The 26,484-nt window shown below is 39.6% G+C and carries 26 protein-coding genes; 19 read left to right on the top strand and 7 right to left on the bottom strand.

Features of this window, described 5'->3' with window-relative positions:
* Positions 1–41 precede the first annotated feature (41 nt).
* The 3 genes from F994_RS02075 (at position 42) to F994_RS02065 (ending at position 4,384) form a co-directional block, all read left to right on the top strand.
* Positions 42–965, top strand: coding sequence for a CysB family HTH-type transcriptional regulator (locus F994_RS02075; protein WP_004648371.1), 924 nt, complete (start codon positions 42–44; stop codon positions 963–965).
* Between the two features lie 492 nt (positions 966–1,457).
* The gene (locus F994_RS02070; RefSeq protein WP_004648369.1) at positions 1,458–2,840 is read left to right on the top strand and encodes a CmpA/NrtA family ABC transporter substrate-binding protein; all 1,383 of its coding nucleotides are present in this window, start codon (positions 1,458–1,460) and stop codon (positions 2,838–2,840) included.
* Between the two features lie 347 nt (positions 2,841–3,187).
* Positions 3,188–4,384, top strand: coding sequence for an outer membrane protein transport protein (locus F994_RS02065; protein ID WP_004648368.1), 1,197 nt, complete (start codon positions 3,188–3,190; stop codon positions 4,382–4,384).
* Between the two features lie 70 nt (positions 4,385–4,454).
* Here F994_RS02065 and carO read toward each other — a convergent pair whose 3' ends face one another.
* Complete coding sequence (gene carO / locus F994_RS02060) at positions 4,455–5,168, bottom strand: ornithine uptake porin CarO (RefSeq protein ID WP_004648367.1); 714 nt, start codon at positions 5,166–5,168, stop codon at positions 4,455–4,457.
* A gap of 299 nt (positions 5,169–5,467) precedes the next feature.
* Here carO and dapD point away from each other — a divergent pair, with 299 nt between their 5' ends.
* From dapD to F994_RS02030, 6 genes are all read left to right on the top strand, one after another.
* Entirely contained in the window at positions 5,468–6,289 is an 822-nt protein-coding gene (gene dapD, locus F994_RS02055; protein ID WP_004648366.1) for a 2,3,4,5-tetrahydropyridine-2,6-dicarboxylate N-succinyltransferase, read from the top strand.
* Between the two features lie 114 nt (positions 6,290–6,403).
* Positions 6,404–7,114: a 7-carboxy-7-deazaguanine synthase QueE gene (gene queE / locus F994_RS02050; RefSeq protein WP_004648365.1), complete on the top strand. Its 711-nt coding sequence runs from the start codon at positions 6,404–6,406 to the stop codon at positions 7,112–7,114.
* A gap of 40 nt (positions 7,115–7,154) precedes the next feature.
* Positions 7,155–7,826: a 7-cyano-7-deazaguanine synthase QueC gene (gene queC, locus F994_RS02045; protein ID WP_004648363.1), complete on the top strand. Its 672-nt coding sequence runs from the start codon at positions 7,155–7,157 to the stop codon at positions 7,824–7,826.
* Between the two features lie 13 nt (positions 7,827–7,839).
* Entirely contained in the window at positions 7,840–8,259 is a 420-nt protein-coding gene (locus F994_RS02040) for a hypothetical protein (protein WP_004648362.1), read from the top strand.
* Between the two features lie 416 nt (positions 8,260–8,675).
* Positions 8,676–9,368, top strand: coding sequence for a Dph6-related ATP pyrophosphatase (locus F994_RS02035; RefSeq protein ID WP_004648361.1), 693 nt, complete (start codon positions 8,676–8,678; stop codon positions 9,366–9,368).
* Between the two features lie 14 nt (positions 9,369–9,382).
* The gene (locus F994_RS02030) at positions 9,383–9,844 is read left to right on the top strand and encodes a peroxiredoxin (RefSeq protein WP_004648360.1); all 462 of its coding nucleotides are present in this window, start codon (positions 9,383–9,385) and stop codon (positions 9,842–9,844) included.
* 57 nt (positions 9,845–9,901) lie between these two features.
* Here F994_RS02030 and F994_RS02025 read toward each other — a convergent pair whose 3' ends face one another.
* Positions 9,902–10,507, bottom strand: a complete 606-nt coding sequence (locus F994_RS02025) for a LysE/ArgO family amino acid transporter (protein WP_004648359.1) — start codon at positions 10,505–10,507, stop codon at positions 9,902–9,904.
* 142 nt (positions 10,508–10,649) lie between these two features.
* Here F994_RS02025 and F994_RS02020 point away from each other — a divergent pair, with 142 nt between their 5' ends.
* Entirely contained in the window at positions 10,650–11,555 is a 906-nt protein-coding gene (locus F994_RS02020) for a LysR family transcriptional regulator ArgP (RefSeq protein ID WP_034696470.1), read from the top strand.
* Between the two features lie 80 nt (positions 11,556–11,635).
* On the opposite strand, the gene F994_RS02015 is transcribed toward F994_RS02020, so the two are convergent.
* Positions 11,636–12,205: a nicotinate-nicotinamide nucleotide adenylyltransferase gene (locus tag F994_RS02015; RefSeq protein WP_004648357.1), complete on the bottom strand. Its 570-nt coding sequence runs from the start codon at positions 12,203–12,205 to the stop codon at positions 11,636–11,638.
* Between the two features lie 104 nt (positions 12,206–12,309).
* Here F994_RS02015 and F994_RS02010 point away from each other — a divergent pair, with 104 nt between their 5' ends.
* Both F994_RS02010 and F994_RS02005 read left to right on the top strand, forming a co-directional pair.
* The gene (locus tag F994_RS02010; protein WP_004648356.1) at positions 12,310–13,110 is read left to right on the top strand and encodes an enoyl-CoA hydratase; all 801 of its coding nucleotides are present in this window, start codon (positions 12,310–12,312) and stop codon (positions 13,108–13,110) included.
* A gap of 107 nt (positions 13,111–13,217) precedes the next feature.
* Positions 13,218–13,976 (top strand): nitroreductase family protein, encoded by a 759-nt coding sequence (locus tag F994_RS02005; protein ID WP_004648355.1) that lies wholly within the window; start codon positions 13,218–13,220, stop codon positions 13,974–13,976.
* A 231-nt stretch (positions 13,977–14,207) separates the two neighbouring features.
* Here the strand turns inward: F994_RS02005 and F994_RS02000 are convergent, their stop codons facing one another.
* Positions 14,208–14,522 carry a YqfO family protein gene (locus tag F994_RS02000; RefSeq protein ID WP_004648354.1) on the bottom strand — a complete coding sequence of 105 codons (315 nt, stop codon included), beginning with the start codon at positions 14,520–14,522 and terminating at the stop codon, positions 14,208–14,210.
* Between the two features lie 52 nt (positions 14,523–14,574).
* Between F994_RS02000 and F994_RS01995 the strand changes: the two genes are divergently transcribed.
* Positions 14,575–15,192 (top strand): DUF3885 domain-containing protein, encoded by a 618-nt coding sequence (locus F994_RS01995; RefSeq protein ID WP_004648353.1) that lies wholly within the window; start codon positions 14,575–14,577, stop codon positions 15,190–15,192.
* A gap of 27 nt (positions 15,193–15,219) precedes the next feature.
* Here the strand turns inward: F994_RS01995 and F994_RS17925 are convergent, their stop codons facing one another.
* Both F994_RS17925 and purL read right to left on the bottom strand, forming a co-directional pair.
* Positions 15,220–15,336, bottom strand: coding sequence for a KGW motif small protein (locus F994_RS17925; protein ID WP_265103317.1), 117 nt, complete (start codon positions 15,334–15,336; stop codon positions 15,220–15,222).
* Between the two features lie 233 nt (positions 15,337–15,569).
* Positions 15,570–19,400 (bottom strand): phosphoribosylformylglycinamidine synthase, encoded by a 3,831-nt coding sequence (gene purL, locus F994_RS01990; RefSeq protein ID WP_004648350.1) that lies wholly within the window; start codon positions 19,398–19,400, stop codon positions 15,570–15,572.
* Positions 19,401–19,973: 573 nt separating this feature from the next.
* Between purL and F994_RS01985 the strand changes: the two genes are divergently transcribed.
* From F994_RS01985 to ruvB, 3 genes are all read left to right on the top strand, one after another.
* Positions 19,974–21,314 carry a deoxyguanosinetriphosphate triphosphohydrolase gene (locus F994_RS01985; protein WP_004648349.1) on the top strand — a complete coding sequence of 447 codons (1,341 nt, stop codon included), beginning with the start codon at positions 19,974–19,976 and terminating at the stop codon, positions 21,312–21,314.
* Positions 21,315–21,444: 130 nt separating this feature from the next.
* The gene (gene ruvA, locus F994_RS01980) at positions 21,445–22,047 is read left to right on the top strand and encodes a Holliday junction branch migration protein RuvA (protein WP_004648348.1); all 603 of its coding nucleotides are present in this window, start codon (positions 21,445–21,447) and stop codon (positions 22,045–22,047) included.
* A gap of 249 nt (positions 22,048–22,296) precedes the next feature.
* A complete protein-coding gene (ruvB, locus tag F994_RS01975) occupies positions 22,297–23,301 on the top strand; it encodes a Holliday junction branch migration DNA helicase RuvB (protein WP_004648347.1) in 1,005 nt (334 codons plus the stop codon).
* A 786-nt stretch (positions 23,302–24,087) separates the two neighbouring features.
* Here ruvB and F994_RS01970 read toward each other — a convergent pair.
* Positions 24,088–24,669 (bottom strand): hypothetical protein, encoded by a 582-nt coding sequence (locus tag F994_RS01970; RefSeq protein WP_004648346.1) that lies wholly within the window; start codon positions 24,667–24,669, stop codon positions 24,088–24,090.
* Positions 24,670–24,899: 230 nt separating this feature from the next.
* Here F994_RS01970 and ybgC point away from each other — a divergent pair, with 230 nt between their 5' ends.
* From ybgC to tolR, 3 genes are read left to right on the top strand one after another with little or no spacing between them, the layout of a single operon-like run.
* Positions 24,900–25,310: a tol-pal system-associated acyl-CoA thioesterase gene (gene ybgC, locus F994_RS01965; RefSeq protein WP_004648345.1), complete on the top strand. Its 411-nt coding sequence runs from the start codon at positions 24,900–24,902 to the stop codon at positions 25,308–25,310.
* Between the two features lie 23 nt (positions 25,311–25,333).
* A complete protein-coding gene (gene tolQ / locus F994_RS01960) occupies positions 25,334–26,032 on the top strand; it encodes a protein TolQ (protein WP_004648344.1) in 699 nt (232 codons plus the stop codon).
* The gene (gene tolR / locus F994_RS01955) at positions 26,032–26,481 is read left to right on the top strand and encodes a protein TolR (RefSeq protein ID WP_004648343.1); all 450 of its coding nucleotides are present in this window, start codon (positions 26,032–26,034) and stop codon (positions 26,479–26,481) included. Before tolQ ends, tolR begins: the two co-directional genes overlap by 1 nt.
* Positions 26,482–26,484: the final 3 nt, after the last annotated feature.

Below are 26,484 nucleotides of genomic sequence, written 5' to 3'. Positions count from 1 at the left end.
GGGCAAAAAAGCCCCATTCTATTTTTAAGGTATACAGCATTATGAATTTCCAACAATTAAGAATTATTCGAGAAACTGTTAGACAAAATTTTAATTTAACGGAAGCTTCAGCAGCACTTTACACCTCACAATCGGGTGTGAGTAAACATATTAAAGATTTAGAAGATGAACTCGGTGTACAGCTGTTTATTCGTAAAGGTAAACGTCTCTTGGGTTTAACTGAACCGGGTCAGTCTTTACTGGGGATTGTTGAACGGATGTTGGTTGATGCAGACAATATTAAACGCCTTGCAGATGACTTTAACCGTGTTGATGAAGGCACCCTGACCATTGCCACCACACATACTCAAGCACGCTATGTGTTACCACATATTGTGAACCAATTTAAAAAAGAATTTCCAAAAGTTCATTTAATTTTACAACAAGCCAGCCCAGTTGAAATTACTGAAATGTTGCTTCAAGGCGAAGCTGACATTGGCATTGCAACTGAATCTTTAACCACGGAAGATAACCTTGCAAGTGTGCCTTACTATCAGTGGCAACACAGCATTATCGTTCCACAAAACCATGCACTCGCCAATAAAACAGATATTACTTTAGAAGATTTAGCTCACTATCCGATTATCACTTACCATGGCGGTTTCACAGGCCGTTCAAAAATTGACAAAGCCTTCGAAGATGCGGGCATTGATGTAGATATCGTGATGTCAGCATTGGATGCAGATGTGATTAAAACCTATGTCGAACTGAACATGGGGGTTGGTATTGTGAACAATGTCGCTTACGATGCAGAACGTGATTACCGTTTAAAACAAATCCCAACAGATATTTTTGGTGTGAATACCACTTGGATTGCAGTCCGTAAAGGTCATTTACTTCGCGGTTATGGTTATGAGTTTATTTCACTCTGCTCACCAGAAGCGGATATTAAAGCCCTGAAAAAAGTGGCTTACCCAGAAGATTAACACTCACATTATGTTTAAACATAAGGGATATAAAAATATCCCTTTTTTAATTCACTATTTTTCTTGAACGGCGTATTGATTAAAATGATGCATCATTTTAACGCTATAAAATATAGGGGCTGTTGATATGTGCTGTGCAAAAAAAATATGTAAGCAAAATCCCAAAGCAGCTTATTTATAAACAACTTAGCGCTCAATTTTCGCGCATAAAAATATTTGGCGTACGTAAAATGTGCATCTTGTTTAAAAATGCCCAAATTAAGTTCGAGGTCTATTCCATAACCGGACAGACTTAGATCATCAAATAATCCTAAAGTTAAACTCTTTTAGAGTGCAAACACACTCAAATCCATTAAATACACTTTTCCCAGTAACATTTTCTATTTCTATTCCATCAGGAACTCGACATTCAATTTCTCTATATTTAGCGAACATTTGGCATCTATCTTGCTGTTTGAGGGCGTTCAATCCACGATAAAATTCGGTAAATTAATGAAAAAAATATTATTAAACAAAGTTTTTCTTATACTCTATTTAGTGGGACTCAGTTTTTTACTGGCCAGTTGTCAAAAAGAACCTGATCAAGAAACTGCCGCAAGCCCTTTAGCGATTGAAAAAACGACCCTCACAATTGGCTTTGTGAAATTGACCGATATGGCACCTTTAGCCATCGCTGTCGAAAAAGGTTTTTTTAAAGATGAAGGCCTGAATGTCACACTCGAAGCGCAACCCAGTTGGGGCGTGCTTTACGAACGTGTACAAAAAGATGAACTAGATGCAGCCCATATGCTCGCTGCGATGCCTTTAGCATCATTCATTGATCCATCATCAAATAAAACCCCAATCATTACTCCTTTCACGCTGTCCTATAATGGTGCTGCGATTACTGTTTCAAATAGTGTTTGGAATGAAATGAAAAAAAATGTTCCGATGGAACATAATCTGCCTAAACATCCGATCAGTGCCAACAGTTTAAGACCTGTCATTGCTCAATATAAACAGCAACAAAAAGTGTTTAAATTAGGCATGACCTTTCCTACAGGCACACATAATTATATGCTGCGCTATTGGCTTGCCGCGGGTGGAATTCATCCAGGAACATATGATCCGGCACACAATAATACCAGTGGTAACATTGGCTCTGATGTAGATTTAACCGTTATTCCCCCACCAGAGATGATCTCAACGATGGTCGAAGGTGTAACTTCAGGTTATAGCGTAGGTGAACCTTGGAATCAAAAAGCAGTTAAAAAAGGCTTTGGTGTATCGGTAATTACTTCAGATGCCATTTGGGAAAATGGTGCGGATAAAGTATTTGGTTTAACCCAAAAATTTGCACAACAAAACCCAACCACGACGCTTAAATTAGTTAAAGCTTTAATCCGAGCTTCGCATTGGTTAGATGAAAACAACGATACAAACCGTAAAGAAGCCACCGAAATTATTGCTCAAGATAATTATATCCGTGTTGATAAAGACATTATTGCCAATAGCATGACAGGCGTATTTGAATACGAACCAGGCGATGTTCGTCCAGCAAAATCATTTCATACTTTCTTCAAAGGACAGTATGGCATTCCTTATTATTCAGATGCAGTATGGTGGTTAACCCAAATGCGTCGTTGGGGTCAAATCAGCACGAGCCAAACAGATCAATGGTATTTAGAAACGGCTAAGCAAGTTTATCGTCCAGACCTCTATACACAAGCGGCACAAGCCTTAATTGATGAAGGAAAAATGCAAGTAACACAGTTCCCAACGCTAAAAAGTAATGCCTTTATAAAAGCCCCACAAACCAGTCCTCTCGATCAGGTGGTTTTTGATGCTCATCAACCCAATCGCTTCTTAGCAGCATTTAAAATTGGCTACAAATAAAATCTACTAAGATTAAAGTCTGTTGACATTGGCTGTGCAAAAAATGGCGAGTAAGTAGAATTCAATTACCCAACCCATCTACTTCTCGCTATAGCCACTCGATATGGCAAGCGCAAGTAAAATTATGAAAACGCTATTGCTCTAGCTTATATTTTGATTTGATTACTTGGTTGTGATTATCAAATAACAATAGCCGCTAGTATAAACAATGTTAAAACTCTGCTTGCTCGAACCAAACAAAACAGCATAAAGTATGAACACTGAATAAAAACTGAATTACAGCGCGTGTCATTTAATTTGATACATCCACGATCTAAGCAAACTTATTCTTTCATTCGGGGTTCTCCATGAAAGCTACGGCACTTTGTATAAGTGTGTGCATTTTTCTGCCAACACAAGTATTTTCCGCAGCCCTTGAAACGTCTAACCAAAGTATTGCTTCATTTTTAGAACCCAACAATTACTTAGAATTTTCAACCGCAATTGTCGATGCCAATGTTTCAGGAAACATTTACCGACCAGAAGCTGAAGACCTCTCGACATTAACAGAGGTTGCTACGCCAAATTTTGTCCGTCGCTATGTTCTGTTTAACACCAGCTTAAAATTGCAACTACACCCCAATTGGTCTTTAGGTTTCATTTACGACCAACCCTTTGGGACAAATGTCGATTACACTTTTGACCCTATTCCAAGCAGTCCCGCTAATTTAATCAATGCAACTCAATTTAAATTAGACACAAAAAATCTAAGCTCTCTTTTAGGTTATCAACCCAATCCTTTTTTGAATTTTTATGCAGGTTTAAGCCATCAAACCTTAAGCACACAGGTAAAAATTTCGGGACAATCATCGGGTTTATTGATCGACTATCATGGAGACATTCAAAAAAATTCTGCTCATGGCTGGCTCGCAGGAATGAGCTATCAGATTCCAGAATATGTACTCAAAACATCCTTAACGTATCGCGCTAAAATTCGACATAAACACCCCTTTAATGAACAAACGACCACCACGCCAACAATACCTCTGCTTAATTTAAGCTCAAATCAAAACACCACGATTGAAACACCTCAATCCGTCAACCTTGAGTTTCAATCCGGTATAACAGCGCATAATTTAATTTATGCTTCGTTACGTTGGGTCAATTGGCAAAATTTTAAAATTGCTTCACCATTGATCAGTTCAAGTAGTAATAACCCGGTCATGTTAGTGGATTATCAAAACGATCAGTGGGCAACAACGCTAGGTATGGCCCATGTATTCAGCGACAAATGGACATCTACAATAGATATAGGCCGTGATAGCGGTATTGATAATCCAGCTTCAACCCTGAGCCCTTCAAATGGTCTTTATAGTTTAGGACTCGGAAGTTTTTATCAGATTCACTCGAATTTATTTATTGCTGGCGGAATTAAATACTTCAGGTTAAACAAAGCCAAAGTTCAACAAGACTCAAATGGTTCGGGCAGTTTATTTAAACCGCTATCTTCGGTGAACAATAACCATGCCTTAGCTTATGGCATAAAAATGGGTTATCGTTTTTAACGTAAAATATCTGATCTTTAAAATAAAAAAACGAGCCGAAGCTCGTTTTTTTAACGCATGAAATTTTAAATTACCAGTGGAAGCTTACACCCACTTTACCCACTGGCAACCATTGGTATTCATCATCATTTTCAATATTACGCTCATGATCAGCTAATAATGCCTGATCTGCAACAGTGCCACCGACACCTGTCAATTTAGCTGTTGGGTTTCCTGTGTAGTAAGCACCCACTTCACCAAATACGCCCCAATTTTTATTGATTTTAGGTGCAAAACCTAAACCAAGATAGGGTGCAATATCATTATCGTACGACACTTTACCATTGACTGAACTAAAGCTTGTCGGGGTGTTATTAATTTCAATCTGACCACTACCAGCTCTAGAGTTTAATTCATACTCACTGTCTAAATAACCTACACCTGCAGCCATATACACACCTTGTGCCCAGCGATTTGAACTAGCACCCCAAGGGCGAATTTCTGCATTTAAGTATGCAAGTTTATTATCCATATCAACGTCATATTTTACGCCATCTACAGATAAATCATCAGACCAAGAAATATCACCACCGTTATAACCTAATGCTAAACCGACATAAGGATTTGCAGTCCAAAGTAAAGCACCACCATAACCCGTTGTACCCACTTCAGCACGAACACCTGTTGGCACAAGTTGATTGCGATCAAATGCATAACCATCTTTTACGACTGTCTCATCAGCCATCGCTGTTCCTGCAATAGCCGTCAATACAGTTGCGGCAAGAAGAGTGCGTAAAGTCTTCATTGTATATCTCCTCAAAACGTTATTTTCATCATTAAGCATGTTTTCTGTACTTGGACTATAAAATAAAAATCGCTTAACTTTTATTCTAATTTTGCTGATTTTTTGTTATTTTTTGATACAATTTATTTTTGATTATTAACTTTTCTTGCCCATTATTTGCTTACTAAATACTCAGCTTTTTATTTTTTATACCCCTCAGCTCAGCTTTAATAATTAATTCCGATCTAAAGCGACTTTTTCATCTATTCTTGTCTCAATATAGTGTAAAATCTTGAAAATTTTTTTGGAAATGGAAGATCATGTCTCAGCTTTCAACAATCATTGAACAAGCTTTTGAAGATCGTGCAAATTTCACAGCAGCAAATTGCGCTGTAGAAATTCGTAACGCTGTAGAAGAAGCTATTGCTGGCCTAGATAACGGCACATTTCGTGTAGCTGAAAAAATCGATGGTGAATGGGTTGTTCATCAATGGCTTAAAAAAGCAGTTTTGTTATCTTTCAAATTGAACGACAACAAACCAATCGAGTCTGGTGATCTTCGTTTCTATGACAAAGTAGACACTAAATTTAAAGGCTGGACTGAAGCACAATTTCAAGCTGCTGGCGTACGTGTAGTACCGCCTGCTGTTGCTCGTAAAGGCAGCTTCCAAGCTAAAAATGTGGTATTGATGCCATCTTATGTGAACATTGGTGCCTACGTTGATGAAGGTACAATGGTTGATACATGGGCAACTGTCGGTTCATGTGCTCAAATCGGTAAAAATGTACATTTATCGGGTGGCGTAGGTATTGGTGGTGTTCTTGAGCCATTACAAGCAAACCCAACAATTATTGAAGACAACTGCTTCATTGGTGCACGTTCTGAAATCGTTGAAGGCGTAATCGTTGAAGAAGGTTCAGTGATTTCAATGGGCGTGTTCATTGGTCAATCAACTAAAATTTATGACCGCGCAACTGGCGAAGTTCATTATGGTCGCGTACCTGCGGGTTCTGTTGTTGTTGCGGGTAGCTTGCCTTCTAAATGCGGTACTTACAGCCTTTATGCTGCAATCATCGTGAAAAAAGTAGATGCGCAAACACGTTCTAAAACAAGCTTGAACGATTTATTACGCGACGAATAATTTTTTATTCATTTTCGTGCGGAGCGATTGCTCCTCATCTCTACGGTCAGACATGAGCGTAGAGATTTTTGTTTTTTGTACTCTCTCATTTGTTTAGTGTGGTAATTTCTTGTTATGAATACTCTTCGATCTTCTACTATTCCTGTTTCTGATCCGTCTGCGGGTTTACGTATCACGGAGATTTTCTATTCATTACAAGGTGAAGCGAATGCTGCGGGCTTACCGACGGTTTTTATTCGTTTAACGGGTTGTCCTTTACGTTGTACTTATTGTGATACTACCTATTCTTTTGAAGGTGGTGAGCGTCAATCTTTAGAGCAGATTATTCAAACAACGCTCGATTTTAAAACCCCTTATATTTGTGTGACTGGCGGTGAACCGCTTGCTCAACCCAATGCTCTTCCTTTAATGACACGCCTTGCCGATTTGGGCTGCGAAGTGTCTCTTGAAACCAGTGGTGCTTTAGATGTCTCTAAAGTTGATCCGCGTGTTTCTAAAGTACTTGATTTAAAAACACCAACCTCTGGTGAAGAAAAAAGAAATTTACTCAGTAATTTGGATCATTTAACTCAGCATGATCAAATCAAATTTGTGATTTGTAATCGTGAAGATTATGAATGGTCAAAACAGCAAGTTGAACAATATCAATTGGTGGATAAAGTGAGTACTGTTTGGTTCTCTCCTGCCTTTGCTGTTGAGAAAGGTAATGTTCGTTTACCGCAACTTGCGCGTGATTTAGCACAATGGATTTTAGAAGACCATCTCCCTGTTCGCTTCCAATTGCAATTACACAAATTGCTTTGGAATGATGAAACTGGTCGTTAATTTATTCTGTTCTTAAATACATCTATTTGGAGATTTTCATATGCGCCCTCGTGCCATAGTTTTGTTATCTGGCGGCTTAGACTCAACAACTTGTTTGGCTTGGGCGCAAGCACGTTATGAATGTATTGCCATCAGTTTTATGTATGGTCAACGTTCAACCACTGAACTTGATGCTGCGCGTGCATTAACCCAACGCGCTGGTGTAGAACATCGTGTCATAAATATTGATTTAGGTAACTTAGGCGGCTCTGCTTTAACAGACTTAAGCATTGATGTCCCTGAACAGGAACAAGTGGGTATTCCTGTAACTTATGTTCCAGCACGTAACACCATTTTTCTTTCCTACGCGCTCGCAGCCGCGGAAGTTTTTGGTGCAGAAGCCATTGTCATTGGCATCAATGCCGTTGATTATTCAGGTTATCCAGACTGTCGTCCTGAATTTATTGATGCTTTTGCAACCATGGCACGCCTTGCAACTAAAGTTGGCGTGGAAGGAAAACCTCTTAAATTTGAAACACCTTTGTTACATTTATCCAAAGCAAATATCATTCGCTTAGGTATAGAACATGGCGTAGACTATAGTCAAACAGTGTCATGCTACCAAGCAGACGACCTAGGGCGTGCTTGTGGCAAGTGTGATAGTTGCCGCTTACGTAAGCAAGGTTTTGTTGATGCAGGTATCACAGATCCAACACGTTATATACCGTCTTAACAAGGTACAGTTTATGAAAAATTTGAAATCAAACATTATTCTTTCTACATTCGTTTCTGCTGTTGCAATGATGGCAACTGCTTCTCATGCTGCTGAAGCAAACAAACTTCAGGAAGCATATAAAAGCACCAATGTAAAATCGGCTTTAATTAATGTTTGTAAAGATGAAACCGGTAAAAGTAAAAAATTATCAGCGGCAGAAGTCAGTAAATACTGTACTTGTGCGGTTGAAGCTGACGGTAAATTAACCAATGCGCAAAAATGGGAAATCCAAAGTACCATTAATCAAAAGAAAAGCCCTGCGACCTTAGCTTTTGTTCAAAAGCAAAATAAAGATCTACAAACGTGTTTTGGCCCACAATTGACCAGCAAGCTTAAAAGCTTAACTGAAGAAGCAATGAAAGCGGCACAGGCTGCTCAAGCTAAAAAATAAGTTGATTTAGATACCACAGAAAGCCTGCAATTGCAGTAATGCCAGTCAGTTAAGAAACTGATTGGCATTTTTTTTAAATTCATAATGTTATTCGATACACGGAAACGTCACCCGCAACTGTTCGAGGCAAAACCACTTTGGAAAAGTACAGTTTCTGCGATTTATTAATCAATAAAAGGGATTTGACGAGTTTTGCGGTGAGGCGCACTGCGCCGCAAGATGCCTTTCTCGCGAACTCAAAATATATTTTGAGGATTCTCATTTGGGCTTATCCAAAGTAATAGATGAACTCCAAGTATTTGATTTAAAAATATAAGACTCCGTCGTGAATAACTAAAAAGCTAAGAAGTTAATTGTAAAACCTCTTAACTGATCAGCATTATATAATTGCAGGCTTTTTTAGCTATGGATAATGTATGCAACAGCAATGGAAAACCAACGCCACCGAACAAAAATTCATCGTATCTTATAGCGGTGGTAAAGACAGCACCCTCGCCTTGTATCATGCGATGCAGGTCGGTAAAGCCATTGGCTTAATTGTGATGCTTGAAGAACAAGGACTGCGTTCTCGTTCACATGCCATGAGCATGGATATCATTCAAGCACAAGCCAATGCCTTAGGTTTACCTATCATTACCGCGTCTTCAAGCTGGAATGACTATGAAACTGAATTTTTAAAATTATTAGCACATGCCAAACAGCAAGGTGCAGAGGTTTTAGTCACAGGTGATTTAGATATGCCTGAACATGGTTGTTGGCATGATCGTATTACTCAACAAGCGGGGCTGAAACTCTGTATGCCACTTTGGGAACGTCCACATCGGGAAGTGATTGAAGAATTCATTCAGCTTGGTTTTAAGACCATGATTGTGACTGTTAATTTTGACTTGGGCATGAAAGTTGATGATTTAGGAAAAGTTTTAACTCTGGATTATATTCAAGAATTAGAAAATCGAGGGATTGATCCTTGCGGTGAAGGCGGTGAATTTCACAGCACCGTGATTGATGGACCTCTATTTACAGCACCAATTGCTGTACGCAAAGGTGATATTCTATATCATGAAAATTATGCCTTTTTAGCACTCGAATTAGAAAGCAATTCATTTTAATCAAGGATTAAAGCATGACTGAAAATATTCAATTGCCAAACCAAAATTTCCCAACAACCACTGGCGAAGTGAACTTATCGACCCTTCCATCAGAATGGCTGATTGTGTATTTTTATCCAAAAGATTCAACACCGGGTTGTACGACGCAAGCAGTCGATTTTTCTGCTTTGAAAGATCAATTTGAAGCGTTAAATACCACGATTATCGGTATTTCACGGGATTCGGTAAAAGCACATCAAAACTTCACTGAAAAACAATCACTGAGCATTAATCTGATTAGTGACAAAGAAGAAGTGTTGTGTAAGCACTTTGATGTGATTAAAGAAAAAAATATGTACGGTAAAAAAGTGATGGGCATTGAGCGCTCAACCTTCATTTTCCATAATGGCAAACTGGTTAAAGAATACCGTAAAGTCAAAGCAGCGGGTCATGCAGAACAAGTCTTGCAAGATTTAAAAGCTTTACAAGCTGTTTAAATGTCACAGCTAAAAGCCCAAACTCGTTTTGGGCTTTTACCTTTAGCTACTCATCATTTAGGTAGTCATTATTAAAGAAATTGCGATGCTCCACATAATCAGTGCAATAACACCATCTAACACTTTCCATGCTTTAGGATTTGCAAAGACGGGAATTAACACTCGAGCACCATAACCCAGACTAAAAAAGAAGAACCAAGAAGCAGTGATTACGCCCAAAGCAAAATATAGTTTGGTTTGCTCAAATTGAGTCGAAATAGAACCAATTAAAACCACCGTATCTAAATACACATGTGGGTTTAACCAAGTTAAAGCCAGACACACAATAATAATTTTACTCAATTGAATTTCATTCTGCGAACTAGCATGCAATGACTGATTCGACTTAAAAGCTTGTATCGCATGTTGTAATCCATACCACAATAAAAATACAGCTCCAGCCCATTTGGCAAAACCAACAAGCTCAGGATAAAGCTGTATCACGGTAGCAAAACCCGTGATACCCAGCACCACTAAAATAGAATCGGAAAGCGCACAGACAAAGCAAACCCAGAACACGGCTTGTTTCTTTAAGCCTTGTTTTAGTACAAATGCATTTTGCGCTCCAATAGCAACAATAAGACTTAAACCTATTGCAAAACCTTGTAGATAGCTATGTAGCATCAACTTTTTCCATGCTCTTTTGGCTGAAATGCATTATCGATGCTTTTACCTAAAACTAAATATAATTAAGAAAATATCAATTTAACTAAATTATTTTTAGTTTATAGTGATTACTACAAATGAAAAGAACGAAGCAAAAGTTATGCTAAACAGTAAACAATGTGATGCTTTTCTGGCCGTCGCAGAAATTGGGAGCTTTGATTTAGCAGCGGAACGCTTATGTATTACAGCATCTGCGGTAACTTTACGCGTTCAAAGTCTTGAAAAGACCTTAGGACATTTGCTCATTGTGCGTGAACGTCCATGCCGCGTGACGCAAGCGGGTCAGTCTTTATTGCATTATTTACAACATACACGACGACTCGAACAAAACCTGCTGCAAGACTTGACTGGGCAAACTGATGAGTCGCCTTTTTATCAACTGAATATTGCAACAAATGATGATTCTTTGGCGACTTGGCTGTTCAGGGCTATTCGAGAAACACTATTACGCGAAAAAATTGTGGTGCATTTAAAAGTAGATGATCAGGCGCATACCCATCATTTGTTAGAAGCGGGTCTGGTCAGTGCTTGTATTTCGACTGAACAACACCCCATGAAAGGCTGCTTAGCTACCCGATTAGGCTCAATGAGCTATCGAATGGTTGCAACCCCTGAGTTTACAAGACACTGGTTCGCTCAAGGCTTACATCGGAATGCCTTAAAAATGGCACCTGCCGTCATTTATAATGATAAAGATCATATTCATACCGACATTATCTTGGCGCATTATGGTTTGAACATCGACAGCTATCCGCACCATTACATTCCTTCTTCAACGGCCTTTGTTGAAGCGATTGCTTATGGATTAGGTTTTGGGATGGTACCTGATTATCAAATTGGACAACGCCTACTTACAGGCGAATGGGTTGAAATTTTACCAGAGGCACGAACGGATATTCAGTTGTATTGGCATCATTGGAAGCAACAATCCAAACCTTTACAACAACTCACTCACGATATTTTAGAAAAAGCACCAACCTATATGAACCAAAAATTTGATCAATAACCCAATTTTTAATTGAGTTATGCAAATTTTAGATCGAAGCCATATTTTCAACTCTCCTTTTGAAATAAGGAAAGCTTAGCTTATTCAAGATTGCTTTTATCTTGTGTCAGGTATTTGTGCTGCAATTGTTGGTAAGTCGCTGTCTGCTGAAATTTGTGTAAAAACTCACTGGTTCCGAGTGGAAAAGCAGATTCGACTATTTCCCCACGATAATAGGCTTCACGCAGTGGAGTCGCTGAAATGGCATCTTTTAGACTATCCAGTTCAACCATCTCCCATTCTGGAAAAAGTTGGAGATAATAGGAAGATTCATCCTTAAAATGACCAATTAAACCCACTTTATCTTCAAGATTAACAGCGCCTTCAACAAGCGATGTCACCAATTTTTGCCATTTTTTATCATCATAAACATCAACAACATACACAAACTTAATTCGCTGTTGATCCGCTGCTGAAAAGTTAGATAAAATCATTTGTTCACGTTCATTTGCACTGAACGGATTTTTAATATTACGTTCATTTTGCGCTGAACCCAGTGCCAAAAGCACCTGCTGACTTTGCTGCAAGGCAATTTTAATGGTTTGCATATGTGCCAAATGAAAAGGCTGAAAACGACCAATAAAAACGAGATAATCAAAGGTATAATTCATAAGGGATCAAATTTTTTATGACTCATGAGTTGTGCCACTTAAATCAATTTACGACATAATAAACGCCATAAAATTAAATTAAGTTTTAAAGCAAGGATAGTACGATGACACTTAGTTGTATTCAACAACCTCATGAACATTTGGATGCGAATTTAGAAAATGGCGTACTGACTTTAGCCATTAATCGACCAAAAGCAAAAAATGCCTTATATGGCGAACTTTATTTATGGATTGCCAAAGCCTTAGATGAAGCCGATCAAGATAAAGAAGTTCGCGTGGTGATTTTACGTGGTGCTGATGCTGACTTCAGTGCTGGTAATGACATGCAGGACTTCATGCAGTTTATTCAAACGCCACTGGCAGGTAAAGCAGGTGATGCGCCTCCATTTGTGGTGTTAAAATCTGCTGCGAAATTCTCTAAACCGCTGATTTGTGCTGTTCGTGGTGTTGCGATTGGCATTGGTGTAACGATTCTACTGCATGCCGATTTAGTCTATAGCGACAATACAGCCCTATTCCAAATTCCATTTGTAAGTCTAGGTCTGTCTCCTGAAGGTGCTTCAAGCAAACTACTCATTCAACAAGCGGGTTACCACAAAGCTGCTGAGCTTCTATTTACTGCACAAAAATTTAACAGTGAAAAAGCCTTAAATGCAGGTTTGGTGAATAGCATTGAAGATGATGTTTATGCGCATGCATTAAAACAAGCACAAACTTTAGCAGCACTTCCATTGGCTTCTATTAAGCAAACTAAAGCTTTAATGAAACATAATTTACAAGAAATTTTAGACTGTGTAGATGATGAAGCAGTGATCTTTATGAAGCGCGTTTCTTCACCAGAAATGGCTGAAGCCGTGGCTGCATTTATGCAAAAGCGTAAGCCTGACTTTGCTCAATTTAACTAAATTTAAGCACTTAAAAATTAAAAACCACTTAGTGATTTAGATTGCTAAGTGGTTTTATACTTTCAATGATTCCATTTTCCTCAATACATTCATATTAGGCGAACATTATGTCTCAAAATAACGCTGAAAAAAAACGCTATTACGAACCTGCACCACAGGATATTGATGTCGAAAACTTTAAAAAGGTCGTTACAAGTCGTCGTTCGGTACGTAAATTTACCGACAAAGCCATTCCTGCGGAAGTATTAGATGAATGCTTAGACTTGGCTTTACTGGCACCCAACTCCTCTAACTTACAACCGTGGACATTTTATGTAGTGCAATCGGCAGCGAAGAAAAAGCAATTGGTCAAAGCGTGTTTGAATCAATTGGCTGCAAAAACAGCTTCGGAATTAATTGTTTGTGTAGCACGTACCGACCGTTTAGATGAAATGGCGAAAATGAACATTACTGAGTTTCCTTTCCCCGAAGCGCCTGCAACTGTACAAAAGTATTATCGTTTTATTCCCTATAACTATAAAACGGGTTATTTCAATGCGCTTGGTAACTTTAAGAAAGTGGCTTTCAAAGTTGCACGTCAGTTTGACAAGCAACTGCCTGTAACGGCATTCAATCCAGCAGATGCAAAACTTTGGGCCAGTAAAACCACAGCTTTGGCCTGTGAAAACCTTGTACTGGCTTTATGTGCTTATGGTTTTGACAGTTGTATGATGGAAGGTTTTGACGAACCGTTAGTATGCAAAATTTTAAACTTGAATAACCAGCAGTATCCTGTGATGGTGATTGCTGCGGGTGAACGTGCCGAAGATGGAGTCTTCTTCCCGCAATACCGTTTTGACCGTAATTTATTTATTCAGAAGGTTTAATATTGATTTTCTCAATGGAATCTTTTCATTAAAGTTTTAATTTCAGGATTAACCTTCGGTTCGACCTACTTTTCTTTCGGGAAAAGTAGGCAAAACCATTGTCATTCGCAAAACTCGTTCTATTCCGCCTTTTATCAATTTAATCGCAGAAACTTTATCTAATAAATTAAGTCCTGCCTCAAACAGTTGCGAATGACGTTAACGTGTATCAAATATATTTTAGATTCACCATTAAAGAACATCGACCATTTGAATAAACTCAAAAGCAGGCTCTTCATACGGATGACTTGCTTTCAGAGCTTTTGCAACGGCAGATGCTTTATCTTCAGGAACAATCGTTTCGACACGCCATTCAGGAACTTGTTCTAAAATATCTAACTCACCAATAAACGGATTCGCACCTTTTACAGGTTTAAATTGCCCTGTACCTAACACTTGCCAAGCACAATGCTCATAGTTGCCTATACCGCCTGCTCCTGCTTCAAAGATGGCAAGTTTAGTGGATTCAAGATGGGATTCGGGAACGTAGTAGATAAGTTTAAGCATTGGATTTAATAAGTGGAAAATTTATCTGATACTAAGCTATATTAAATTAATTATGAATAAACAAAAATTAAAGATGACCCAAACCTTTGAACAACTATGGAATAACTCTTTTCCAAAAAAAATACCTATTCCCCACTTGTTACCACATTACTTTCCAGAGCAATGGTTTCGCATTCATAGCTTACCTGATTCAAAGCGATATGCTGAAACTAAAGAAGAATATGAACTCTTACTGAAACGACACAATCAAATCATTACTGATTGTTTCCATCCGCAAACATCTATTTTTATTGTTACAGGGAATTATTTATATGGAAATGAAAATGATTCAAAGTACGATATGCGAAAAACTCTTCCATATAGTTTTATCACATCACCTATACTAAACTTACATAAAAGTGACCCTATCATTTTTGATGATGGTGAGGATAACGATCTTAACTACTTACCCCTACATTTCAAAACCACATGGGAACCAAATTTTCATGATGATTTATTATTAAAAATTGCAAATGATGAGGTTAAAGCATTCCTCATTTCTTTTGAGAAAAAAATAATAGTTTCACCATACGATGGAGGTATAGATTTTATTATTCAGGATGAATCTTTCAAACAGCAATTAAAAGAAAAATATAGTACGTGGTTATCTCCCAGAGAAGATGGTTTTTAGAAAAACCACCTTCCGGTGGTTTTTCTATCACATCTGTAAGGCATAACCTAAAATCAGAAATATCAATTGCAAACTCACAACCACCACAAACAGCTTCCAGCCTTTCTTACGCAGCGCTGTTTTATCAACGCTCGTATATGTCATCGTTTTTAGCATTGTGTCACCTCACTTCGAGATTCAATCCTGAACTTATATTGGGTTCACCATCTTTAATCTATATTGCATCATCATTGCGCATAAAACATACAAAATGTATTTCACTCCAATATAAAAGCAAAATCCAAACCAAGTCCAGCAGGAGAGTTAAAAAATTTAAAGAAAAAAATACAGCCAAATAAAAAAGCCACCCGAAGGTGGCTTTAAAAATTTACTTCAGATTAACCAATAAACTTACGTGCATTACGGAACATACGTAACCATGCACCATCTTCAGTCCATTCTTCAGGTTTCCAAGAATGCTGAATTGCACGGAAGTTACGTTCAGGGTGCGGCATCATAATGGTTGCACGACCGTCAGCAGAGGTTACACCTGTAATCGCTTCTGGCGAACCATTCGGGTTCAATGGATAGTGCTGTGTTGCGTTACCAAAGCTATCGACATAACGTAGGCTGACTTGATTGCCTGCATTTAAAGCAGCAATGTTCTCGCTACTTGCAACAACACGACCTTCACCATGCGCAATTGCGATTGGTAAAATCGAACCTTCCATACCCTCTAACAAGACAGAGTTTGATTTTTCAATGCGGATATTCGCCACACGCGCTTCAAACATTTCTGAAGTGTTACGGTGGAAACGTGGCCAGTTTTCAGCACCCGGAATAAGTGGAGCCAATTGCGATAGCATTTGACAACCATTACACACACCTAAAGAGAAGGTTCCATCACGGTTAAAGAATTTCTCAAATTGGTCACGAAGTTTAGGGTTGAATAGAACAGACTTCGCCCAACCGCCCCCTGCACCCATAACGTCACCGTAAGAGAAACCGCCACACGTTGCCAGACCTTCAAAATCATCAAGATCAACACGACCCGCAATCAAATCACTCATGTGAACATCAACAGTATTGAAGCCCACTTTGTCGAATGCCGCTGCCATTTCGATATGACCGTTGACACCTTGTTCACGTAAAATTGCCATACTTGGACGACGTGAATTGATATACGGCGCTTCAACAGGTTCATTTAAGTCAAATGTTGGTAATGCAATGATACCTTTGTGCTCTTTGTTGGCAATCAAACTATATTCTTGATCTGCTGTTTCAACATTGTCACGTAAACGCTGGATTTGATGCGATACTTCAGTCCATGCTTGTTGTAAATCAGCACGGTCTAAGTTCAAACCATTGATCGTTAAAGTATCCGTTGTATTGACTGTACCGACCACTGCAATTGCATCTTTCAATATCGATGCGGCAACTTCTGCTTGAAGTGATTCCCAATCCGCCGCACTGATTTGAAGCACTGCACCAATTTCTTCAGCAAATAAACTGTCTGTAGATTGATCTTGTAGTGCTACACCCAAGCGTGATGCAAACATCATTTCTGCAACAGTCGCAAGCAAGCCACCATCACCGATGTCATGGTAAGCCTTGATTAAGCCACGGTTGTTCCAGTCTTGAACCAATGCAAAGAATGCTTTGAATTCATCGAAGCTATCCACATCCGGTGTGATTGAACCAATCGCTTTATACACTTGAGCAAGGATCGAACCACCAAGGCGGAATTGACCTTTAGACAAGTCAATACGAACCAATACTGAATCTTCATTTTTCAATTCAGGTGTCAGTGTTTTACGTACATCACCTACGGGTGCAAATGCGGTAATCACACCCGTCATTGGTGAAGTGACTGACTTATCAACACCTTCATCATTCCACGTGGTACGCATAGACAATGAGTCTTTACCGACTGGAATTGCAATGCCAAGTGCCGGACACATTTCCATCCCAATGGCTTTAACACCTTCAAACAAAGCTTGATCTTCACCTGTTTGACCAGCAGCAGCCATCCAGTTCGCAGACAATTTAATGTCGCTGATCTGTTCGATGTTGGCACACATGATGTTGGAGATTGCTTCAGCCACAGCCAAACGTGCAGATGCAGCAGGATTTAACAATGCAACAGGAGGACGTTCACCCATCGCCATTGCTTCACCTGTGAAGCCCACTAAACTTGTAGTTGTTACCGCAGCATCCGCTACAGGAACTTGCCAGCGACCCACCATTTGGTCACGTGCAACCATACCGGTAATTGAACGGTCACCAATGGTAATCAGGAACGATTTAGACGCTACTGTTGGATTTTTAAGAACACGGTAAATCGCTTCTTTCAAATCAACTTTTGATGCATCAAAGTCATCGCCTTGACGTTCAATTGTCTCGTATGAACGGCTCATGCGTGGTGTACCACCCAGCATGACTTGCATTGGCATATCCACAGCTTTGTTATCAAACAATGGATCTTCAACCGTTAAGTGACGCGCTTCAGTTGCTTCACCCAACACAGCAAACGGACAGCGCTCACGTGCACAAATCGATTCAAATAATGCCAAAGAACTTGGACGAATCGCCAATACATAACGTTCTTGCGCTTCGTTTGACCAGATTTCCATTGGAGACATACCCGGCTCTAATGAAGGAATCTTACGAAGATTTAACACTGCACCAAGTTCGTGATCATTCACCAGCTCAGGCATGGCATTGGAAACACCACCCGCACCCACATCATGTACAGAAACGATTGGGTTGGCATCTTCAAAGCGCCAGCATGTATCAATCACTTCTTGGCAACGACGTTCCATTTCTGGGTTTTCACGTTGTACCGAAGCAAAGTCAAGGTTTTCACCCAATTTACCACTGTCTACTGAAGATGCTGCACCGCCGCCTAAACCAATCAGCATTGCAGGGCCACCCAACACAATGAGCAAGTCACCCGGTTGGATTGCATCTTTTTCAACATGGTCAGGACGAATGTTACCGTAACCACCAGCGATCATAATCGGCTTATGGAAACCTTTAACATCACCATTTACATTTTGTTCAAAGGTACGGAAGTAACCATTTAACGCAGGACGACCAAACTCATTGTTGAATGCAGCGCCACCCAGTGGGCCTTCAATCATAATTTGCAACGGAGATGCCATGCGAGATGGTTTACCGTAATTATCTTCCCACGGTTGTTCGAAGCCCGGAATATTTAGGTTAGACGTGGTAAATGCCGTTAAACCTGCTTTAGGTTTACCGCCACGACCTGTTGCGCCTTCATCACGGATTTCACCACCCGAACCCGTCGCTGCACCGGCAAATGGTGCAATCGCTGTAGGATGGTTATGGGTTTCCACTTTCATCAAAATGTGAGCCGCTTGGCTCTTATATTTATAAACGTAATGACCATTTTCATCTGGTTTTGGATAAAAACGTTGCGTGTCATAACCGACGATAACAGAAGCATTGTCTTTATAGGCTGACAAAACATCTGTAGGCGATTCTTTATAGGTGTTCTTAATCATTTGGAACAATGATAAAGGTTGTTTTTCACCATCAATGGTCCATTCAGAACCAAAGATTTTATGACGACAATGCTCTGAGTTCGCTTGTGCAAACATCATCAGTTCGATGTCATGGGGGTTACGACCCATTTTGGTAAATGCAGCAGTTAAATAATCAACTTCTTCATCAGACAGTGCAAAACCAAATTCAGAATTGGCTTTCACCAATGCATCTTTGCCTTGACCTAAAATATCGATTGAATTGAGCGGTTTTGGCTCAGTTTCCGAAAATAATGCAGCAGCATCTTCAATTTGATTGAACACGCTTTCGGTCATGCGGTCATGTAACGCAAGTTTCACTTCAGCAGATATTTCAGAAACACCTTTTAAAGTAAACAAAACACCGCGTTCAAGGCGGTGTACAGGTGTATTACAGTTGGCAAAAATATCCGTTGCTTTAGACGACCACGGAGAGATCGTACCTAAACGCGGCGTGACAAGAATTTGAATTTCATCACTTTCGGCTTGGCGAACTTCAAAAGAAGCACCATCATTTAATAGTTGTAATGCAGATTGATGCTGCTGCTCGTTGAGCGCTTGATCAAACAGATAAATCCATTGACTTTCAATTGATTGAACAGAACTCAATGACGCGAGGCGGTTTAAGAGTTGAGTTTTCTTAAAAGAAGAGTGTGCTTGCGCACCGGCCACGATAAACATGCTGATTTTGGCTCCACGGGCAGGTCTTTTGGACCATACCGCCAATGTGACTTAGAGAGAGCGCATATTCTACTTCGTATTGACCAAATCAGCTAGATAGAAATTCACGAATGTGCCATCTATTCAAGCAAGATCTCTTAAGAATACTTTAATTTTCAGCCAAAAATTTTGAATTTTCCTGATATCTGATGCATAGATATCTTGTTTCTAAATATTATTTAACATACTTCGGGCTATTGTGAAGCCCATATTTCTAGTCAATACCCGACTGTTTTGGCCATCATTTCCACTGACTTAAGATTAAAATACTGTACTGCCATGACATAAAATTGAATACATCACCTTTCATCTATGCATTCAATAAAATAATGTTGATTACAAGAACCTTATCCAGAAATAATGCAGGATCAATGACCGTTAACATTGCCACGCTTTCATAAAAACCCAAATAAATGCGAATTAAAAGCATCTTCAAAAACACGACAAGATATAAGACAAATCATGTCGCCCTGCTCTAGTGCTTTTTTTAGTTTTTTGGCATGATGCTGATAAGCGATAACTGAATAATGATAAATGACTCAAATGCGTTGGCTTGAACTGCTTTCAACAGTTCGTATTGGTAGCAAAAAACAAAGTACAGAACAGGCACGTAGCCCATTTCATAAAGATTATGACCGCATTATTTTTTCACAAAGTTTTCGACAACTGAATCGCAAAACTCAAGTTCATCCACTGACACAACACGATGGCATTCATACGCGTTTAACGCACTCGCTTGAAGTGTCCTGTATTGGTCGCTCTTTGGGCATGTTGGCAGCTGAAAAAATCAAAGATCAACTACCTGTATGGATTTCCCCTGCCGATGTTGGCGCGATTATTCAAGCCGCATGCCTTGCGCATGATATTGGTAATCCACCTTTTGGGCATGCTGGTGAATACGCCATTCGTGAATGGTTCGACGATGCTTCACACGGTAACTTTCTAGAAAAACTCACTGCGGAAGAACAAGCCGATGTACGCCAATTTGAAGGCAATGCACAAGGTTTACGTCTACTGACTAAAATTGATTATCATCCCAATGATGGTGGTATGCGCCTGACTTACGCAACACTAGGCGCTTACTTAAAGTACCCTTGGTTATCTAAAACCATTGCATCTCAAGGCGATCGTCCTGCCAGTCAGCGGGCAAAATTTGGCTGTTATCAATCAGAAAAAGAAATCCTCAAACAGATTGCAGAACAACTCGGTTTAATTCAACTGGGCGAATACCACTATTGCCGTCATCCTTTAACTTACCTTTTGGAAGCCGCAGATGACATCTGTTATGCCCTGATTGACCTTGAAGATGGCATTATTTTAAATATGCTGTCTTATGAAGAAGTAGAGCCTATTTTCCTTGATTTGATTGCCGACTATGGCAAACCCTCTGAACTTTCTCTACCCACCACAACATGGCAGCAGAAAATTGCCGCTTTACGGGGTCGTGTAATGAAACGTCTAGTCGATGAAGTCACCACAGCCTTTGCTAAACATCACTTTGAAATTTTATCCGGTCAACTCAAAGGCAGCTTATTGCAATATTGTTCTGAAGATATTGAACGTGGAATTGAACGGGCAAAGAACTTAGCCCGCGACAAAATTTTTGAACATCCACAAAAAGCAGGGTTAGAGATTATTGCCCATCAAAGTCTGCAAAACATTTTGGATGCCTTTATTCCCCTGACGACGCCACATAAAACCTTAAGTTTCAAAGAACAACGCTTAATGTCGATGCTACAGCGCGCAGGTGTGACTTTTGAAAGTAACCATTATGAAAATATCATGCAGGTACTGGATATTATCTCGAAGTTTTCCGATCATCAGGCCTATAACCTGTCACAAGAACTTCAAGGCAATAAAGCGGGTTTAATTTAAGCATTTAAAATAATGCAGCTTCATTGAATACTTTTGCTGATCATTTCAGCAAAAAAATGACCGAGCATTTTGCCTTTATGGCAAATGCTCACTACTATGCAACGAACGATAGATAAGTGAAAAAATCAAAATGATTGGATGTCTCATTGGTGAAGTGTTTGCTTTGGAAGCACCAACGGTATTATTAAATGTAAATGGCGTTGGCTATGAAGTGGACACTCCACTTTCGACCTTTTGCCAATTACAAAAGGGGCAAAAAGTCACGTTATGGACGCATTTAACCGTACGTGAAGATGCGCAATTACTTTATGGTTTTTTAGATGCACAAGAAAAAACCATTTTCCGTACCCTCCTCAAAGTAAATGGCGTTGGCCCTAAAATGGCTTTAGGCATTCTGTCCACTTTAAGTATCGACCTGCTCATTCATACCGTTGAAAATGAAGATATCAATACACTGATTAAAGTTCCGGGTGTGGGTAGAAAAACCGCTGAACGTTTGATGATTGAACTGCGTGATCGCTTTAAAACACTGGCATCAGGTTCAACCGCTGTAAACTCGACCACAACTCAAATTCAGTTCAATTCAAATTCACCGGTTGCCGAAGCAGAAGCTGCGTTACAATCGCTGGGTTATAAACCTGCCGAAGCACAAAAACTGATTAATGCAGTAAAAGCAGATTTCACTGAAGCCAGTGATATTATTCGTGCTGCGTTAAAGTCGATGAATCGATAAAAAAATTTAAATCTAACACTACACGAAATTCGATACACGAATGGCGATATGGATGTCGCCAGTTAAACAGAGGATATAAGATGTATCCTCTATTTAACAAAAGGGTTTTGTTACCTTGCGCGGTATACTGCTCATCTGTCAAAAGTAAAGTTATGCCGGCACAATGACATCTAAACTCAAATATTTATCTGAGACTGTATGAATCATCACAGACTCAATTGATGCCCCCAAAGGTAAATCTAAATCATTATGCAAGACCGTTTAATCAGTGGTTCTGAAAAACCTGAAGATCATTTTGATCGTGCCATTCGCCCCACTTCACTCGATGACTATGTGGGTCAACCTGTGGTGCGTGAGCAAATGGAAATCTTTATTGGCGCAGCACGTGGTCGTGGTGAAGCACTTGACCATACTTTAATTTTTGGCCCACCCGGTTTAGGTAAAACCACACTGGCCAATATTATCGCACGTGAAATGGGTGGTAACTTAAAGTCTACTTCAGGTCCAGTGCTAGAACGTGCCGGTGACTTGGCCGCCATGCTGACCAACCTTGAAGAAGGTGATGTTTTATTTATTGATGAAATTCACCGTCTTTCACCTGTGATTGAAGAAATTCTCTACCCTGCAATGGAAGACTACCAACTCGATATTATGATTGGTGAAGGACCGGGCGCACGCTCTATTAAACTGGATTTACCGCCGTTTACTTTGGTTGCGGCAACAACTCGTGCAGGCTTACTGACCTCTCCACTACGTGATCGTTTTGGTATTGTGCAGCGTTTAGAGTTTTATTCGGTTGCTGACCTCACCCACATTGTGTCACGTTCAGCCAGCTTGATGGATGTTCCCATGACTGCCGATGGCGCGAAAGAAATTGCCCGTCGCGCACGCGGTACACCCCGTATTGCCAATCGTTTACTGCGTCGTGTGCGAGACTATGCTCAAGTCAAAGGGACTGGCGAAGTCAACCAAGATATGGCGCAACGTGCATTGGATATGCTGAATGTTGATAAAGATGGTTTAGATACTTTAGACCGTCGTTATTTAAGCATGTTGTTAGAACGTTTTGATGGTGGCCCTGCTGGTGTTGAAGCTTTGGCTGCGGCGATGGCAGAAGATTCAGGGACCTTAGAAGATGTGATTGAACCCTATTTGATTCAGCAAGGTTATGCAATGCGTACAGCACGCGGTCGTATTGCCACTAATATGGCGTATTTACAGTTTGGGATGACACCACCTGAGCCAAAAGGATAAATGAGAAAAGGGAAATTTATTCTCTAATGCCAGTCAGTTAAGAAATTGACTGGCATTTTATATCTTAAATTCATGATGTTATTCGATACACGGAAACGTCATCCGCAACTGTTCGAGGCATGAGGTGTATACACCGCAAGATTGGAAAAGTAAGGTTTCTGCGATTTATTAATCAATAAAAGGGATTTGGCGAGTTTTGCGGTGAGGCGCACTGCGCCGCAAGATGCCTTTCTTGCGAACTCAAAATATATTTTGAGTTTCTCATTTGGGCTTATCCAAAGCAATAAATTAACTCTAAGTATTTGATTTAAAAAATATAAGACTCCGTCATGAACAACTAAAAACTAAGGATTTTATTTCTAAAACCCTTAACTGACTGACATTAGAGATTTATTCTCCCTCCATAATTCTTCCGAATTCCTCTTCAAAATACTCAAATAACTTTCATGCTTAAACTGTCTAATTTCTTCTTTCCAAATATTTGATTATAAATTTATATTTTATTTTTAAAAATTCATCACTTTAAAAAATCACATGACAGGTGACATGGATGTCGCCCGTTGGATTCACTTGCGCTACGCTTTAAAGCAGTGCTTAAAGCTTGCTCAGGATATACCCTCAATCCAACAGCGGAATTTTGTTACTTTTGTCCCGTCAAAAGTAAATAGACCAAACCATATAGAAAATTAATCACATACACCATTAGAAAGAGTGCCTGAAACCAAGTTCAATTAGCTTATGCTCTCCACAAAATCATATTCTTGCTTAATTCAACAAATAAAAGATCTAAGACTTAGAAATTACCCTAACCTCTTCCACCAACATCAACTCACATGCACCATTTCCAGTATCTTCACGGCTAAGGGAACTACGCCATGTCCATCCGTCTTGCGCCTTCACTTCAACCAACTGCCCTTTTAAATAAATCAAATTATCTTGATCAATTTGAGCCAGTTGTTTGGCGATTGCTTTGGTTGCAGGAATTAAATGCGTATTGGCACTCTGACTTGATATTTCATTGACAGGAATAGGCGGTGCATTTTCATACCGCCAATAATACCAACGGTTACTCTGTCGAATTGACAACTGCTTATAAACCGCAGGATCTGCCATTCGATCCCAGCCTAAAGCAAAATCGACTGGACTGAGTTCAGCTTCACGCCCCAAGTTATAGTTTTCTTTGGACAAAACTCGAAACTCACCTGCATACGGTGCCAAATTGGTCATCATAAACTGATCACTATGATGCACACCATCAACCACTTGGTAATCAGTCGAATCCTGAATACCAGAATGAGGTGCCGCCCAATACGACCAAAGCGCATAGCCTATTGCCAGTGCGACCAACCACTTTATATATCGATTCATTGCATGTTCTCCCCCAGAACAGCAAGAGTGTATCTTAGTTCAGCAACAATTTTATATAGCTTCAAATTGTATTTGAAACCTTGTGCCATTGGAGGAAAAAATCAAACTGCTAAACTGCAATGCATTACACAGCTTGACTCTTAGCGAAAGTAGCATCATTTTAAAAGATGAAAATCTCCCTAAAAGTACGGCTTTAAAATATAAAACCGAACCCCAAATGGAACAAGATCATGGCGAATAAATTCGAATTTCAAATTCGTGTATACATTGAAGATACTGACGCAGGTGGCATTGTCTATCATGCAAATCATATTCGCTTTATGGAACGTACCCGTACTGAATGGTTACGTGCGGCAGGTGTTGAACATTACTGGCACCAAAAAGATTATCACTTTGTGGTACACAAAATAAATGTGAAATATTCACGCCCAATCCTCATGGATGACCTGATTACGGTTACAGCAAGTGTTGTTTCATGTAAAGCAACATCTTTTGTATTGCAACAAAATATTTATCGTGGTGAAATCATGCTGGCATCTGGTGAAGTCGAATTGGCATGTATCAGTGTAGACGGCATGCGTCCAACACGGCTTCCCGAGGAAATCCGTCAACTAATTCTAAAAGAGTTAGGACAAGACTAAAAATTTATTGGCACAATGTAACTATGGCAACTCAATTAGAATCTTCTTTACACGTATCAGATCTTATTTTACAAGCAAGCCCTGTCGTTCAACTGGTTATGTTGGTACTGCTACTGGCATCTTTATACAGTTGGTATCTGATTGCCAAGTTACATATGAGTTATAAAAAAGCCCAGGCCGATGATGAACATTTTCAAAAAATCTTCTGGTCTGGGGCTGAACTCAATACGCTCTACAACAACGCACAACTCAATTCTAAACGTACTGGTTTAGAAGATATTTTCTACCAAGGCATTGGTGAATTTTTTAAACTCAAAAAATTTCAAGCAACCACCCAGCAAACTATTGAAGGTACTGAACGTATTTTACGTGTCGGTTTAAGTCGTGACCAAGGTTTACTGGAAAAAGGCTTAGGCGCATTGGCCAGTATTGGTTCTGTTGCACCCTATATCGGTTTATTCGGTACGGTTTGGGGCATTATGAATGCCTTTATTGGTCTGGCAGATGTTGACCAAGTCACACTTGCAACAGTTGCTCCGGGTATTGCTGAGGCACTTATTGCAACCGCTATTGGTTTATTTGCTGCCATTCCTGCGGTATTGGCATTTAACCATTACACAGCAAAAGGTGAAACCGTCTATTCAGACCGTGCATTATTTGCTGAAGAAATGGTGGCGCTATTACAACGTCAAACTGTGAGTTCTACACAGGAAAATGACTAATGGCGATTCAACGTTCTGGACGCTTTGAGCGTGTCAAAAAACCCCTAAAAAGTGAGATGAACGTCGTTCCTTATATTGACGTAATGCTGGTACTTTTAGTTATTTTTATGGTCACTGCACCCATGATCACCAGTGGGATTAAAGTGGATTTACCCCAAGCCAATGGTAATCCGATTGAATCTAAAGATGCACCGACCATCGTCACTTTGGATAAAGATGGTCTTTATTATGTGGAATATAAAAGCCAAAAAACGGGTCCAGTTGATCTTACGCAGTTAACTGATGTTCTCGTTGAAGCACAAACACAAGCCAAAAATGATAATAAAGAACTGAATGTCGTCATTAACGGTCATAACACTCGTCCCTATGGAGATGTCATGGCTTTAATGTCTAGTCTTCAAGATGCCGGTTTAACACAAGTTAGCTTACTCACTCAGCCTTTAGAATAAAGT

It is taken from the genome of Acinetobacter bohemicus ANC 3994 (assembly GCF_000367925.1).
GTDB lineage: Bacteria > Pseudomonadota > Gammaproteobacteria > Pseudomonadales > Moraxellaceae > Acinetobacter > Acinetobacter bohemicus.
This window is presented reverse-complemented; position numbering and strand designations above follow the sequence as displayed.